This is a genomic window from Zoogloea sp. LCSB751 (assembly GCF_002028455.1).
Lineage (GTDB): Bacteria > Pseudomonadota > Gammaproteobacteria > Burkholderiales > Rhodocyclaceae > Zoogloea.
Genome location: NZ_MWUM01000007.1, coordinates 144,788 through 158,665, shown reverse-complemented (window position 1 = coordinate 158,665; position 13,878 = coordinate 144,788). Strand labels below are relative to the sequence as shown.

Below are 13,878 nucleotides of genomic sequence, written 5' to 3'. Positions count from 1 at the left end.
GGAGAGGGATGCTGATGGAATCAGCCCAGGTTCTTGAGGGCAAACTCCCAGTTGATCAGCTTGTCGAGCACCGCGTTCACGTAGTCGGCACGTCGGTTCTGGTAATCCAGGTAATACGCGTGCTCCCACACGTCGATGGTGAGCAGCGGCTTCAACCCAGCAGTCAGCGGCACATCGGCGTTACCGGTCTTCACCACCTTCAACTTGTCGCCATCGGCGACCAACCAGGCCCAGCCACTACCGAACTGGCCGGTGGCCGCGGTGGCGAGTTCCTTTTTCAGCGCATCCACGCTGCCAAACGAGGCTTCGATCCGTTGTTTGAGGGCTGCCGGCGGTTCTCCGCCGCCGTTCGGACGCAGGCTGTTCCAGTAAAACGTGTGGTTCCAGGTCTGCGCAGCGTTGTTGAAAATGGCCGTTTTGTCAGCTTTGCCAGCGACGGCAGCGATGATCTTTTCGAGCGGCAGATCGGCCAGATCGGAACCGGCGATCAGCTTGTTGAGGTTATCCACATAGGCCTTGTGGTGCTTGCCGTAGTGAAAACCGATGGTATTGGCGGTGATGACCGGAGTGAGCGCGTTTTCCGCGTAGGGCAGCGCAGGCAGGACGATGGGGCTGGCGGCACGCGCCGGACGGGCCAGACCGCCCAGGGAAACAGCTGCCAACAAACCAAGGGAAGTGCCCAGGAACTGGCGGCGGCTGGTGGCCTGCTCGGACGGAAAAAGCAGTGGGGAATGCATGCGGACTCTCCTGTCGGGATTTATCTATCCGGCCTCCAGGCTGAAAGCCGGTATGCGCATTATTCGCCACTCCGACAGGCTTTTGTCATCTTTGTTGCGCAGCCTTAACCCTATGTCGTTGGGTAAATACAGCGGGGATTGAGCGTCAACGTGGTCTCTCCGGCCGAGAACCACAGTTGCCCGTCCTGAATCGTACAGCTCAGATCCATGCTGCGGGCCGCCAGTGCGGCCAACGCCTTCGACTCTTCCTGAGCTAGCGCCAGCACCTTTAGATTGGTCAGCTTCGACAGGGTCGCTGCATCCTTCTGCCACCAGATATCCACCGTGCGGCCCCCATAGGCCAGCACGAGCACCTGGTCGGCTCGCCCGGCCGCACGGCGCAACCCACGCTCGTCCGGCAGACCGACCTCGATCCAGTCGAGAATCCGTCCGGTGTCGTCCTTCCTCCACAGGGCCGGCTCGTCATCGGTGGAAATACCCCGACCGAACTCAAGCCGCTCGTCCGCACACAAGGCAAACGCCAGCACGCGCACCATCATCCGCTCATCGGTCTCGGATGGATGACGGGCCAGAGTCAGCACATGTTCGCCGAAATGGCCCCGATCCAGGTCGGAAACGTTCAGCGTGGCGCGAAAAATGGTGGATTTGAGGGCCATGACACTTGTTCGGAAAAAAACGAAAGGCCACCTGGCGGTGGCCTTCAACCCTACCGGGCTACACGCGAATTACTTGACGCGGTTGCGGTATTCGTCGGTACGGGTGTCGATTTCGATCTTGTCGCCAATTTCCACGAAAGCAGGCACCGACAGCTCGTAACCGCTCGGAGCAATGCGAGCCGGCTTCAGAACCTTGCCGGAAGTATCACCCTTGACAGCAGGCTCGGTGTATTCCACTTCACGCACGACTGTGGTCGGGAGTTCCACGGAGATGGCCTTGCCATTGAAGAACACCACTTCACAGGGCATGCCGTCGATCAGGTACTTCAGCGCGTCAGTCATGTTTTCGGCTTCAACTTCGTACTGTTCGTACTCGGCGTCCATGAAAACATACATCGGATCGGCAAAGTAGGAGTAGGTCACTTCCTTGCGATCGAGAACCACGACTTCGAACTTGTCGTCAGCCTTGTAAACCGACTCGGACGGCGCGCCGGTGAGCAGGTTCTTGAGCTTCATCTTGACGACAGCGGCGTTACGGCCGGACTTGTTGTACTCGGCCTTCTGCACCACGAGGGCGTCGCTGCCCACCATGATCACGTTGCCGGAGCGGAGTTCCATTGCGGTTTTCATGCTATTTCCTGCTTGCAAATTGTGCGGCACGTGCCACGGATAAACGGTAACTTATTATTCTAACTTAAGTTTACAGAATTGCACCAGCCGGGCAGCGAGATCTCCCCCGTCCTGCAGACGCACGGCCCAAGCTGCCGCGTGCCCCCTGAGGGCAGGCAGAGCCGCCCGGAAAGCTGGCCAAGCCGTCCCTACACCTTCTCCGCAATTCCAGGCCAGCCAGAAGTCGGCCACTGCACGGGCAATCACCGGCTCGAGCCCTTCCCGATAGCGCACCAGGAAGGCCTGCAGCTTTTCCAGGTGCGCATCCTCCTTCTGCACGTAAATCTGCCACACGAACGGAGCCTCCGCCCATTGGGCGCGCACGAAGGAATCCTCCCCGCGCACAAAGTTGAGATCACACGCCCATAGCAATTCGTCATATCTGCACTGTTCGACGAAAGGCAGGATGCGTACGACCAGTTGGTCGCGCAGCAGCCGGTCGCCGGCGCGCAGGCCACTCACGCCGAATTCGGCAGCCAGCTCGGGGAGTATCCGCCCCTCTGGTACCAGGCATGTGACCCGTGAATCTCCCGTCGCCCATTCCCTGAGAAGTTCGCTCAAACCTTTGTTTTCATATGAAAACAAAGAGATACGCAACTCATCCGGCCGACGTTCGGGAATGTCGAGGGCTGCCCAGAAAGCATCCGGCACGAAGGCTGCCCGACGGGCCGCGTAATCGGATTCACGGATGAATCCGCCAGAATTCGCGCCCAGGCCAGGAAAGAAAAAAAACTGGGTCAAGGGAAACCTCGGATGTGGCGACGGCAGGCCATGGCAGTCACCAACCCAATCCTCGGCGCTGAGGTATTCGAGGTTTATCCACACCGGCTTCCGATCGCGACAGGCCATCGCCTGCAGGAAAGCGTCGGGCAGACTGCCCGCAAAGGCTGAAATAACCACCTGTCCCGGATCAATGACCGGCAGCGGAACGCTCCAGTGACGGATTTCCACGCCGTCAAACTGCTGGCACGCCGCTCCCACGTCGAGCAGAGGAATCAGACGACGGGCCGCCTTGAGGTCATCCACCCACAAACGTACGGCAATCTGGTACTCGGCCGCCAGCTGACGGGACAAGCGCCAACACACACCGATATCGCCGAAATTATCTACAACCGGACAAAACACATCCCAGACACCTTCGACGGGTACAACTGGAGCAGAGGATGGCGAACGTTTCGACAAAGCTGGGGACAAACCGGGGTTGGACAAGCGAACAGATTGTGCACAAAGCCCGTTCTGGCCGCGAGGCAAAATTTCCTCAACAATCGCCCCACACTATACGCAACCTGTTTCCGACATCGTTATCAACGCTTCAACATTTTGAAAAATAACAATTTTTTATTGTTATCCACAGAAATGCGCGTAGCGTAAACGTAAACAGTACTTATATATATAGAAAAACAGTCAACAATCTCTACCAACCTGGACCCAACAAAACAGGCCAACCGGACGGCGAAGGAACCCTCATGCTCTCGATCACCGATCTGCTGGATTTCATCGATGTGGACTGGGAAACCGTACAGATCATAGGCGAGGCGACAGGTCTGCCAGATGATCAAGCCCATGGACTTGCAAAAGAGCTGTTGAAAACACAACAGGGGCTCTACCTGATTCATCAGATGTTCAAGGATCAGCTCTCGGCAGCCGATGCCCGGCTCGATTTTCTCCGGCGACGTCATCTCCACCGGGCGTACCTCTACTTCTCTCGCAAATATCCGCTAACAGAAACCTTCTGAAGCCTTGAGGCTTGTGCACAAAAGGACGGTAAACAGTCGCAGAAAATGTGGACAAACCACGAATCCAAGGGAGGCAAGATTTTCCTCCCCATTTTGTCCCGTGCACGTTCAGCTTTTTTCCAGAACCTTTTACATCATTTAAATAAATGAATTTAAATGATTTTTATGGGTTTTCCACAGAAAATGGCGGTACACAGTTAACAGAGTCTTATATATATAAAGAAAACATAAGAACAAAACACTCCCCCTGTTTTTCCGGAAGAACACCAACCAGCCCCTGAAATGGGCATCGTGTCGAAATGCTGGTTCTCATCGATAATCCGCGTCCACGCATCCAGAAATCATCTTGTGTCTGACCGCCGCTACTCAACTTTTCCAGGGCATCCCTACCTCCTGTTGACGCTCACCGTCCTGTTTTGGTCTGGCAACATGGTGGTCGGACGAGCGCTGAGGGAGTTGGTCCCCCCGTTTTCGCTGGCTGTCGGGCGCTGGATCTTTGCTTTTCTGCTGACGCTGCCCTTTGCCTGGCCTCATAGACACACTCTGAAAGGACTGGATTACCGGCAGTGGGCCGTACTCCTGGTGCTCGGTGTTCTGGGGGTTGGTGCGTACAACACGTTGGCCTACATTGCGCTCACCCACACCACGGCCACCAATGCCGCGCTGTTGAATTCCTTCATCCCGATTGCGATCGTTGCGATCTCCTGGCTGTTCGGTCACCGGGCGAAGGGTTTAGAACTCGTTGGTGTCGGGGTTTCTTTCGGCGGTGTGCTGACCATCGTCAGCCGGGGCGATCCGGCCATCCTGGCCCGATTGAGTCTGAATGTCGGGGATGTCTGGATGCTGGCGGCGGTCTTGTCGTGGGCGTTTTACACCCTGGGCCTACGCTGGCGCCCTGCCGGAGTGCATCCAATGGCACTTCTGGCGGCGTTGACGGCGATTGGCCTGGCGATGTTGCTGCCGTTTGCGTGGCGGGAGCTGGCCTCGGGCGCTGTTCTGCACCCGGTGCCGGTGGCGTTTGCAGGCATTGCCTACACCGGAATCTTCCCGGCCTTTCTTGGCTACGTGTTTTACAACCGGGCCGTTGCCGAAGTGGGTGCAGCCAAGGGAGGGTTGTTCATCCATCTGATGCCGGTTTTTGGCACGATCCTGGCTGCAATCTTTCTCGGCGAAGTGCCGCAGCCGTACCATTTCTTTGGGATCGGCATGATTCTCAGTGGTATTTGGCTGACGACGGGCTTGAATCGACGCTAAACTGCGCGACGAACCTAGGGAGCCACCTCTTGCATTTCGAACATCTCATCGAGATCAACAATCCCCTCAACCCACTCATCGAGACCCTGACGCGTGAACAGGTATGGACCGGTCTGATGTTCCGGGTGGAAGAGCCGGGGATTTTTCTGCCTGGGCTGGATCGCTGCGAGATCCTGTCCCGCAGCGATGGACAGGTGGAACGGATCCTTCACTTCGGCCAGGCCAGTATCCGGGACACGGTTACATATCGTCATCTCGAGTGGATGTGCTTCGAGTCGCGGGCAACGGCCCAGCACGCCGGCGGAACACTCACGATTCGTCTCGAAACCCCTGATTCGACGCGGCTTTTTCTCCGCTTCACGTACCAGACGACACTGTCGGAAAACGCCGCGGAGGGGGAAGTGGTACAGGTGTCCGAATTCGTCAAATCCGCGTATCGAGAGTCGGACGTGGATACAGTGCGCATCATCCGCATGATTGCAGCCAACGGGCGGCCTCAATAGGCAGTTTCGCCCGCGGTATTTCAGACTGACTTCAGGAGAAGCCATGACGGTCGCACGTCCCGAAATCCGTTCTTTTCAACCGCCGGTACGTACCTTGATGGGGCCCGGCCCGTCCGATGTACCGCCAAGGGTGCTTGCCGCACTGGCCCGGCCGACCATTGGTCACCTCGATCCGGACTTTGTCGGCATGATGGACGAGCTGAAGAGCTTGTTGCGTTATGCTTTCCAGACCGAAAACGCGCTGACGTTCCCCTTGTCTGCCCCCGGTTCGGTAGGGATGGAAAGCTGTTTCGTCAATCTGGTCAGCCCTGGCGACAAGGTCATCGTCTGTATCAATGGCGTTTTTGGTCAGCGCATGGCCGAAAACGTGCGCCGGATCGGTGGTGTGCCGGTAATCGTCGAAGATCCCTGGGGAAATCCGGTCGATCCGGCCAAGGTGGAGGACGCTTTCAGCACCAATCCCGACGCAGCCTTACTGGCTTTCGTGCATGCGGAGACCTCGACCGGTGCTTTGTCCGATGCATCGGCACTGGCGGCTATCGCCCGCCGTTTTGGTGCACTGACGATCATGGATTGCGTCACGTCCCTGGGGGGGGTGCCGGTGCTGCTCGATGAATGGGGGATCGATGCCGCCTATTCGGGTAGCCAGAAATGCCTGTCATCCACGCCCGGCCTGTCCCCGGTCAGTTTTTCGGACGCGGCCGTGGAGCGGATTCGCAATCGAAAGACGCCATGCCCGAGCTGGTTCCAGGATTTGAGCCTGGTGTTGGGATATTGGAGCGGCGCCAAGCGGACTTATCACCACACCGCACCGGTCAATCCGCTCTACGGTCTGCACGAATCCCTGGTTTTGCTCGCCGAGGAAGGGCTGGAAAACGTCTGGCGACGCCATTGGGACAACCATCTGCGCCTGCGAGCCGGGCTGGAAGCGCTGGGATTGCGTTTTGTCGTCCGTGAAGATGCACGTTTGCCCCAGCTCAATACGGTCTGGATACCAGAAGGCATTGATGAGGCCGCGGCTCGGGGTCGCCTGCTCACCGAGTTTGGACTGGAAATCGGGGCGGGTCTGGGGGTTCTGGCCGGTAAGGTTTGGCGCATCGGCTTGATGGGGCATTCAAGCCGTCCTGCCAATATTGCCCTGTGCCTGTCTGCCCTGGAGGCGGTACTTCGCCCGTGACGGGGTTTCAGCTACCCAGGCCTGGGTAGCTGAAACCAATAAAATGCGCCAAGTTGACGATAAAGTGCACAAAAATGGCGGCTTCAATGCGCCTTGTGCATGCATATGCCCATGCGTAAGTGAAGCCGGCAATGATGGCGAGTCCTGCATAGAGTGCCCCGCCAGCGAGATGGGCGGCGCCGAACAAGGCTGCCGAGAGCGTTATGGGGACGATTTTTCCCTGCTTACTGCATAGCCCGTGCAGCTTTTCCTGAATCAGACCGCGGAAGAAGCATTCTTCGGCGACGCAGGTGAAGAGCAGGTTGATCGCGACGAAATGGCTGGCAAACGCAGGCCATTTCAAATCCGGGCGCACAAATCCCGCCAGCCATGCGAGGCCGATCGTCGAAATTGCTCCGAAACCTGAAAATAGCAGCAATAGTCCTAAAATTCGGCGGATTTCTACTAAAGATCGGCAACGTTGGCCAAAAAATACCAGCAATAGCAGTCCGGCGGCGGCCTTGTCGAAATTGGCCCGAAGCGTGAAGGGCAGGGCACCAGGGGCCAGCACAACCTTGTCGACGATGGTCAGCGGATGAAATCCGGGCCAGGCGTGCAGGGCCAGGATCAGTGCGAAGGCGCCGGCAGTCCCATAGCCAGTTTTCGGGAAGCGTCGAACGGAAGCCAGGCAGGCCAGGATCAGAAAGGCCAGACCTGGAAGCGCAGCGGGGGCGATGATTCCACCTACCAGGCCGCAGGCTAGAGAGAATGCGAACAGAATGGCCCATGGGGGGATGCGCGTAGCAGCGGGCCACCATACGGCCAGTATGGCGGCGCCCAGAAAAATGAAGCTGACTTCCGACAAATTTGTTTGTACTTCAGTCTCTTACTGTCGGGTTGCGGCGTCGATTTGCTTTCGCCTTTCTTCGGCCTGGCGGTTCGCCGCGTCGAGCTGTTGCTCGATCTGGGCCTTGGCCGCCTTGGCCTGCTCGGCCTCGCGGGCCTTGAGTTGCGCGGCTGTGACTGCCGCTGAACCGCTGTCGGAAATGCCGCAGGCGGTCAGAAAAAGTGTCATCGACAGTATGGCAAGGCGGGGAATGGATGCGGAAGGCATGGCTGACTCCAGTGAATCCGAGAAATGCGGCAGTTGCCAACAGTACTGCCGTTTGCCGTGTTCGTCATGCCTTCCGCCACTGAAGGCTCACTTCTTGCCGCTATCTCCGCCGGCAACGCTCAGCTCGCCCTTCAGCTTGGCGATGCTCTTGTCGCCAAAACCCTTCACGTTCTTCAGATCTTCGAGGCTCTTGAAAGGGCCGTTCTTGGTCCGGTAATCAATGATCGCCTGGGCTTTGGAGGGGCCGATGCCTTTCACGCCATCGAGTTCGCCCTGCGTTGCGGTGTTGATGTTGACGGCCGCCAGTGCCAGATGGATTCCGGCGAGGGACAAGCCGAGGAAGGACAGGATGTGCTTCATGTGGGTCTCCTTGTTAATGACATAGTTATTGTGCAGGTAAATACCAACGTCATCAATATGGGCGGCAACATTTGGAGATTGTTTGCTACCAACCAAATGGGGACCTCGTGCGTTAAGTGGGAACACCAACCGATTACCGGAGCACTGTCATGAAAAAGGGTCTTGTCTGCGGCATTATTTTCACCGCCATGTTGGGGGGCTGCGTCGTTGTGCCGGCAGGTCCGGGTTATCAGAGGGGTTATGAGCGGGGCTACCGGGGCTGGTAGCTTGTCGGTAGTGGCGTAAAATGGTGCAAATGTCTGGCTGTTTGAGGGAACATGCCGTTATGCTTGGGTCGCGTCCGATTTTCGGCAGGGAGCGGGGGCGCTCTTCCCCGGCCTTCCTGTCCATTCCATGTTGCCCATGTCCCGATACGCTGCGGCTGCGGCCGACATTTCCGAACACAGACTGACCCTCGCCGAAGTGCTCGACATGCTGGTGGGCGATCAGCTTGTCGATCCGGCCGAAGCCGATGCGTTGCGTATCGCCCAGGCCAAGAAGGCTGCCGACGTGCATCCCTTGGTCGTTGTGGCCAGCCAGAAATGGTCCGCCAGACAGCTTCCCCATCAGGTTTTGACCCTGGAAATGCTGAGCGAGTGGCTGGCCAGTCGGGTCGGGCTCGATTACATGCGCATCGATCCGTTGAAGATCGATTTTGCAGCAGTCACGGCGGTAATGTCATCGGCCTATGCGACACGCTTTGGCGTGCTGCCGCTGGAGGTTGGCCTGCGTGAAGTGGTGGTGGCGACGACACAGCCCTTTCTGCGGGAATGGGAAAAGGAAGTCGCCGGGATCCTGAAGAAGGAGATCCGCCGGGTCATTGCCAACCCGGCCGACGTGGCGCGCTACCTGGTGGAGTTCTACAATCTGGCGCGTTCGGTCAAGAAGGCGGCCCAGAGCAGCGGTCACGGAAGCGGATCATCCTTCGAGCAGCTGGTGGAACTGGGGCAGGTCAATCGCCAGTACGACGCCAACGACCGCCATATCGTCAACATCGTGGACTGGTTGTGGCAGTACGCCTTCGAGCAACGGGCCAGCGATATTCACATCGAACCCCGGCGTGAGATGGGCTTGGTGCGTTTCCGCATCGACGGTGTGCTGCACCAGGTTTACCAGATGCCGATGAGCGTGCTGGCAGCGGTGACTAGCCGTATCAAGATCCTCGGTCGGATGGACGTGGTGGAGAAGCGCCGTCCGCAGGACGGCCGGGTAAAGACGCGCGTCACCAGCGGCAAGGAAGTTGAGCTGCGGCTGTCCACGCTGCCTACCGCCTTCGGCGAAAAGCTCGTGATGCGGATCTTCGATCCCGATGTGCTGGTCCGCAACATGGCCGAACTGGGCTTCTCCGACGCCGACCAGGCCCGCTGGCAGGCCATTTCGAGCCAGCCTCATGGCGTCATCCTGGTCACCGGGCCGACCGGTTCCGGCAAGACCACGACCCTCTATTCGACACTCAAGCAGCTCGCCACGCCTGAGGTGAATGTGTGCACGATCGAGGATCCGATCGAGATGGTCGAACCGAGCTTCAACCAGATGCAGGTACACCAGGCGATCGACCTGGGTTTTGCCGAAGGCGTCCGGGCGCTGATGCGGCAGGATCCGGACATCATCATGGTCGGTGAGATCCGTGACCTTGAAACCACGGAAATGGCGATCCAGGCCGCGCTCACCGGGCACCTGGTGTTGTCCACGCTGCACACCAACGACGCACCGTCGGCGGTGACCCGCCTGCTCGATCTGGGTGCGCCGGCTTACCTGATCAACGCAACCGTGCTCGGCATCATGGCCCAGCGCCTGGTGCGCGTGCTGTGTCCTCATTGCAAGGAATCCCAGCCGATGACGTCCGAGGAGGAGGCGATCTGGGATCACCTGGTGACGCCGTGGAAGGCGACGCGGCCGGCCCGCATCCACAGGGCGGTGGGCTGCATCGAATGCCGCATGACCGGCTACATGGGACGCATCGGCTTGTACGAGATCCTGCTGATGTCGCCGGAAATCCGCAAGGCGATCGGCAAAGAGGTGGATCTGGCGCGGATCCGTGACCTGGCGATCCGGGAGGGCATGAAGCCCCTGCGCCTGTCCGGCGCCCTCAAGGTGGCGGCCGGCATCACCACGCTCGAAGAAGTTGTCAAGGTTGCGCCGCCGGCAGAGTCCGATCAGGGGCGCTGAACCTGTTGGGGCGAATTCATTCGCCCACGGACTTCTGAAACCTCTTTGGATGATTGAATTCACTCCTGCGAGGGTACTTGCCTGTCTCAGCGCACCGATTTGCGCGTACTCTGCCGACACATTCGCCCATTTTAGGAATTTCCCCATGGCCACCTCTCCCGACAACGTCAGCATGGCCCTGTTCTGCGACTTCGAGAACGTCGCCCTTGGCGTGCGCGATGCGAAGTACGAGAAATTCGACATCAAGCTGGTCCTTGAGCGCCTGCTGCTGAAGGGCAGCATCGTCGTCAAGAAGGCTTATTGCGACTGGGAGCGCTACAAGGGCTTCAAGGCCGGCATGCACGAGGCTAATTTCGAGCTCATCGAGATCCCGCACGTGCGCCAGTCGGGCAAGAATTCCGCCGACATCCGCCTGGTGGTGGACGCCCTCGACCTTTGCTATACCAAGAGCCACGTCAATACTTTCGTCATCATCAGCGGCGATTCCGACTTTTCGCCGCTGGTGTCCAAGCTGCGCGAGAACGCCAAGCAGGTGATTGGCGTTGGGGTGAAACAGTCCACCTCGGATCTGCTCATTGCCAACTGTGACGAGTTCATCTTCTACGACGACCTTGTGCGGGAAACCCGCCAAGCGGTAGCCAAGCGCGAGCCGAAGGAGGCCCAGCCCCAGGTGCGTCGCAGCCCTGAGGAAGAGAAGCGCCGCCGGGAAGAACTTGAAGCCCGACGTAGCCGGGCTGTCGACATGGCGGTCGAAACCTTCGACGCGTTGCTCGCAGAGCGCGGCGACACCGGCAAGATCTGGGCCTCGGTACTTAAGGACGCGATCAAGCGCCGCAAGCCGGATTTCAGCGAGACTCGTTTCGGCTTCAAGGCCTTCGGCAACCTGCTGGACGAGGCCCAATCCCGTGGATTGCTGGAGGTCGGACGGGACGAGAAGTCCGGTACCTACGTCTATCGCCGGGCGGGGGCACCGGTAGCCACTGTCCACGAAACAGCCGTTGTGTTGAGCGTCGAAGCGCCGGCCGCCACCGTGCCCGTTTTTGCTGAAGTCACCGCAGAAAAGCCGCGCAGGGCGCCAAAAGGCCGGCGCAGCAAGCCTGCCGCCGAGGCAACGTCCGTCGTGCTGCCGGAGCAGGTGCAGCCGGTGGTGATTCCGGCGGAAGAGGCCCAGACGGGGGCTGCCAAGCGTGGCAGGGGGCGTCGGGGTGCCAGGAGTGAGACTGAGGTCGGGGCTGTCGAACCCACGACGCCTGCTGCGGGCCAGGAAGCGGTCGCGGTGCCGGCTCCAGCCGTTGAAGCGGCTGCTCCGCCCGTGTCTTCTGCCCGCCCCGAGCGGGCCAAACGCAAGACCGCCAGGCCTGTGAAGGTCGCTGCCGTCGAAGCGGCCACGGCCGTCGTTCCGCCGCCTGGTGACGAGGCCCGCAAGTCGGCACCGCGTGCCCGGCGGCCGCGCAAGAAAGCGGAGACCACTGAGTAAAACCGGCGCCATCGTCGGCGGGCGCGAACTTCGCCACCGCCGGCAGGTCTGCCTTTTCTCCGTTTCCTGCCGTCTGTCGTGGCGGCTCCACGCATGTCTGCATCGTCTGCTTCCACGTCGCGCTGGCTGCCCGCGCTGGCGCTCATCGTCCTGTCGTCCACCTGGGGCTACACCTGGGTCCTGCTCAAGCAGGGGCTGGTTTTCGCTTCACCCTTCGCGCTGGCGGCCCAGCGTACCGTCGGTGGCGCATTGGCGCTGGTGCTGGCGGTCAAGCTCAGCGGGCGCTCGCTGCGCCTGGTGGCACCGTTGGCGACCAGCGCCATCGGGTTGGTGCAGGTCAGCGGTTTCGTGGTGTTCCAGACCTGGGCGCTGGTGGAGGGGGGACCGGGGAAGACCGCGGTGCTGATCTTCACTATGCCGATCTGGACCCTGCTGATGGCCTGGCCGATCCTCGGCGAGCGGGTGCGCGGCAAGCAGTGGCTGGCAGCGGCGTGTACGCTCGCCGGCCTGCTGCTGATCATCGAGCCGTGGAACATGCATGCCAGCCTGTTCAGCAAGCTGCTGGGCCTCAGCGCGGCGCTGTGCTGGGCCATCGGCACCATCCTCGTCAAACGCCTGCGTAGCCGCCAGCCGGTGGACCTACTGGTGCTGACCACCTGGCAGATGATCGTCGGCGCATTGCCGCTGGTGCTGTTGGCTGCTGTGGTGCCCGGGCCGGCGACGGACTGGTCGGCGCACTACGTGGTGATCCTGGCTTTTCTGTCGGTGGCCAGCGTGGCCCTGTGCTGGTGGTTGTGGATCTGGATCCTCGACCGGGTGCCGGCCTGGGAGGCCAGCCTGTCGGTGCTGGGTACGCCGGTGGTGGCGATTTTGTCGTCGCGTCTGACCCTCGGCGAGGAATTCTGCACTACCGAGATCGCCGGCATCCTGCTGATTGGCGGCGGATTGACGCTGTTGTCCCTGTTCGGCTGGCTGGCTAGCCGCCGGGCTGCGGTCAGAAGCTGAGGGACCGCCAGGATGGGTCCAGGCTGCGGCCGATGAAGGCGGCGGCGCCCGCCTGGCCCGTGACGGCCGGGATCAGCGCGCCGGCATCGACGCCGTGGCTGATAAGGGCGGTCGGGCAGGCATACATCTTCACGCCGAAAGTGAGCGCTTCGCGGCGGAAATCGGCGACGGACTTGCCGCTGCCGGCTGCGGCTTCCAGCTTTTCGGCGATGCCGATCTGCAGCAACTCCACCGAGCGGGCGGTGAAATACATCTCCACCTCCACGTCCATTGCCGCGGCGGCGGCGGCGAAATAGAAGGGCGTCGCGCACAGTTCCGGCCGCCCCGGATCGGCTGCCCACACCAGGATGGCCAGCTTTTCCGCAGGGCGGGCGGCGGTGTCAGAAGTCACGGTCGTCCTCGTGGAACAGCGGGGCGGAAAAGTCCGCCAGATCCCGGAAGGCGTAGCGCTCCATGATCTTCTCGATCTCCGGCTGCGCTTCGCGCCACGGCAGCAGCAGGCCGGGCGGCAGCGGGGCGAGGGCCTGCAGCTCCACCAGCCAGGCCTTGAAGGGCCGCCGGTTCATCATGCGGGCGGATGGGTCGAGGGCCGGGTTGGCGTCCAGCAAACGGGCGTCGAAGGGTGTCTTGACCGGAAACACCGTCTTGCCAGCTTCCAGCAGACCGAAACCGCGCCCCGCGTCCAGTTCGGCGCCCAGTGGCTTGGGCGTGAACAACAGGATCTCGCCGGACAGCGCGATGCCGAACTGCGTCACGCCGACCCGGAAGCGCCCGGGGCCGGTGGGCTGGAACCACAGGTGGCTGTCCGCGTGGTACAGCAGCTCGTCGGGAAAATCGCAGCCGCGCAGCTGGGGCATGGTGGTGGCTCGGCGTCAGGAAAGGATGGAGGCTGGCGGAAGGGAATGGGAGTCGAACCCACCAGGAACCGGTTGACGGCCCCTCCTGGTTTTGAAGACCAGTCGCCCCACCGGGGGACGCGTCCCTTCCATTTTATGAATTTTAC

16 protein-coding genes and 1 tRNA gene are annotated in these 13,878 nt (G+C 60.4%); 7 read left to right on the top strand and 10 right to left on the bottom strand.

The window, feature by feature from the left end:
• Positions 1–20 precede the first annotated feature (20 nt).
• From B4920_RS10420 to earP, 4 genes are all read right to left on the bottom strand, one after another.
• Positions 21–737, bottom strand: a complete 717-nt coding sequence (locus B4920_RS10420; protein ID WP_079434606.1) for a superoxide dismutase — start codon at positions 735–737, stop codon at positions 21–23.
• Positions 738–847: 110 nt separating this feature from the next.
• Positions 848–1,393, bottom strand: coding sequence for a YaeQ family protein (locus B4920_RS10415; protein ID WP_079434605.1), 546 nt, complete (start codon positions 1,391–1,393; stop codon positions 848–850).
• 69 nt (positions 1,394–1,462) lie between these two features.
• A complete protein-coding gene (gene efp, locus B4920_RS10410) occupies positions 1,463–2,023 on the bottom strand; it encodes an elongation factor P (RefSeq protein ID WP_079434604.1) in 561 nt (186 codons plus the stop codon).
• Between the two features lie 54 nt (positions 2,024–2,077).
• Entirely contained in the window at positions 2,078–3,187 is a 1,110-nt protein-coding gene (gene earP / locus B4920_RS10405) for an elongation factor P maturation arginine rhamnosyltransferase EarP (protein ID WP_368664717.1), read from the bottom strand.
• Between the two features lie 341 nt (positions 3,188–3,528).
• On the opposite strand from earP, the gene B4920_RS28775 reads away from it, so the two are divergent.
• The 4 genes from B4920_RS28775 to B4920_RS10385 all read left to right on the top strand — a co-directional run bounded on the left by B4920_RS28775 (position 3,529) and on the right by B4920_RS10385 (position 6,732).
• Positions 3,529–3,798, top strand: a complete 270-nt coding sequence (locus B4920_RS28775; RefSeq protein ID WP_139379485.1) for a hypothetical protein — start codon at positions 3,529–3,531, stop codon at positions 3,796–3,798.
• Positions 3,799–4,080: 282 nt separating this feature from the next.
• On the top strand, positions 4,081–5,052 hold the full coding sequence (locus B4920_RS10395; protein ID WP_079434601.1) for a DMT family transporter: 972 nt from the start codon (positions 4,081–4,083) through the stop codon (positions 5,050–5,052).
• Between the two features lie 29 nt (positions 5,053–5,081).
• A complete protein-coding gene (locus B4920_RS10390) occupies positions 5,082–5,555 on the top strand; it encodes an SRPBCC family protein (protein WP_079434715.1) in 474 nt (157 codons plus the stop codon).
• A gap of 43 nt (positions 5,556–5,598) precedes the next feature.
• The gene (locus B4920_RS10385; RefSeq protein WP_079434600.1) at positions 5,599–6,732 is read left to right on the top strand and encodes an alanine--glyoxylate aminotransferase family protein; all 1,134 of its coding nucleotides are present in this window, start codon (positions 5,599–5,601) and stop codon (positions 6,730–6,732) included.
• A gap of 7 nt (positions 6,733–6,739) precedes the next feature.
• On the opposite strand, the gene B4920_RS10380 is transcribed toward B4920_RS10385, so the two are convergent.
• From B4920_RS10380 to B4920_RS10370, 3 genes are all read right to left on the bottom strand, one after another.
• Complete coding sequence (locus B4920_RS10380; protein ID WP_079434599.1) at positions 6,740–7,576, bottom strand: CPBP family intramembrane glutamic endopeptidase; 837 nt, start codon at positions 7,574–7,576, stop codon at positions 6,740–6,742.
• Positions 7,577–7,597: 21 nt separating this feature from the next.
• Positions 7,598–7,825, bottom strand: coding sequence for a hypothetical protein (locus B4920_RS10375; protein ID WP_079434598.1), 228 nt, complete (start codon positions 7,823–7,825; stop codon positions 7,598–7,600).
• An 87-nt stretch (positions 7,826–7,912) separates the two neighbouring features.
• Positions 7,913–8,185, bottom strand: a complete 273-nt coding sequence (locus tag B4920_RS10370; RefSeq protein WP_079434597.1) for a helix-hairpin-helix domain-containing protein — start codon at positions 8,183–8,185, stop codon at positions 7,913–7,915.
• Positions 8,186–8,587: 402 nt separating this feature from the next.
• Between B4920_RS10370 and B4920_RS10365 the strand changes: the two genes are divergently transcribed.
• From B4920_RS10365 to B4920_RS10355, 3 genes are all read left to right on the top strand, one after another.
• Entirely contained in the window at positions 8,588–10,393 is a 1,806-nt protein-coding gene (locus B4920_RS10365; protein WP_079434714.1) for a GspE/PulE family protein, read from the top strand.
• 145 nt (positions 10,394–10,538) lie between these two features.
• A complete protein-coding gene (locus tag B4920_RS10360; RefSeq protein WP_079434596.1) occupies positions 10,539–11,870 on the top strand; it encodes an NYN domain-containing protein in 1,332 nt (443 codons plus the stop codon).
• Positions 11,871–11,963: 93 nt separating this feature from the next.
• Entirely contained in the window at positions 11,964–12,875 is a 912-nt protein-coding gene (locus B4920_RS10355; protein ID WP_079434595.1) for a DMT family transporter, read from the top strand.
• On the opposite strand, the gene B4920_RS10350 is transcribed toward B4920_RS10355, so the two are convergent.
• The 3 genes from B4920_RS10350 to B4920_RS10340 all read right to left on the bottom strand — a co-directional run bounded on the left by B4920_RS10350 (position 12,865) and on the right by B4920_RS10340 (position 13,862).
• Positions 12,865–13,266, bottom strand: coding sequence for a DsrE family protein (locus B4920_RS10350; RefSeq protein WP_079434594.1), 402 nt, complete (start codon positions 13,264–13,266; stop codon positions 12,865–12,867). The two genes, B4920_RS10355 and B4920_RS10350, sit on opposite strands and share 11 nt — an antisense overlap.
• Entirely contained in the window at positions 13,256–13,732 is a 477-nt protein-coding gene (locus B4920_RS10345) for a glycine cleavage system protein H (protein WP_079434593.1), read from the bottom strand. The genes B4920_RS10350 and B4920_RS10345 overlap by 11 nt, the downstream gene beginning before the upstream one ends.
• 33 nt (positions 13,733–13,765) lie before the next feature.
• A tRNA-Sec gene (locus B4920_RS10340) sits at positions 13,766–13,862 on the bottom strand.
• Positions 13,863–13,878: the final 16 nt, after the last annotated feature.

Bases quoted from the DNA above. Each gene is read 5' to 3' on its own strand.
- B4920_RS10370 (WP_079434597.1), bottom strand. From the start codon at position 8,185: ATGAAGCACATCCTGTCCTTCCTCGGCTTGTCCCTCGCCGGAATCCAT.
- B4920_RS10345 (WP_079434593.1), bottom strand. From the start codon at position 13,732: ATGCCCCAGCTGCGCGGCTGCGATTTTCCCGACGAGCTGCTGTACCAC.
- B4920_RS10415 (WP_079434605.1), bottom strand. From the start codon at position 1,393: ATGGCCCTCAAATCCACCATTTTTCGCGCCACGCTGAACGTTTCCGAC.
- B4920_RS10385 (WP_079434600.1), top strand. From the start codon at position 5,599: ATGACGGTCGCACGTCCCGAAATCCGTTCTTTTCAACCGCCGGTACGT.
- efp (WP_079434604.1), bottom strand. From the start codon at position 2,023: ATGAAAACCGCAATGGAACTCCGCTCCGGCAACGTGATCATGGTGGGC.
- B4920_RS10355 (WP_079434595.1), top strand. From the start codon at position 11,964: ATGTCTGCATCGTCTGCTTCCACGTCGCGCTGGCTGCCCGCGCTGGCG.
- B4920_RS28775 (WP_139379485.1), top strand. From the start codon at position 3,529: ATGCTCTCGATCACCGATCTGCTGGATTTCATCGATGTGGACTGGGAA.
- B4920_RS10360 (WP_079434596.1), top strand. From the start codon at position 10,539: ATGGCCACCTCTCCCGACAACGTCAGCATGGCCCTGTTCTGCGACTTC.
- B4920_RS10395 (WP_079434601.1), top strand. From the start codon at position 4,081: ATGGGCATCGTGTCGAAATGCTGGTTCTCATCGATAATCCGCGTCCAC.
- B4920_RS10365 (WP_079434714.1), top strand. From the start codon at position 8,588: ATGTCCCGATACGCTGCGGCTGCGGCCGACATTTCCGAACACAGACTG.
- B4920_RS10420 (WP_079434606.1), bottom strand. From the start codon at position 737: ATGCATTCCCCACTGCTTTTTCCGTCCGAGCAGGCCACCAGCCGCCGC.
- B4920_RS10375 (WP_079434598.1), bottom strand. From the start codon at position 7,825: ATGCCTTCCGCATCCATTCCCCGCCTTGCCATACTGTCGATGACACTT.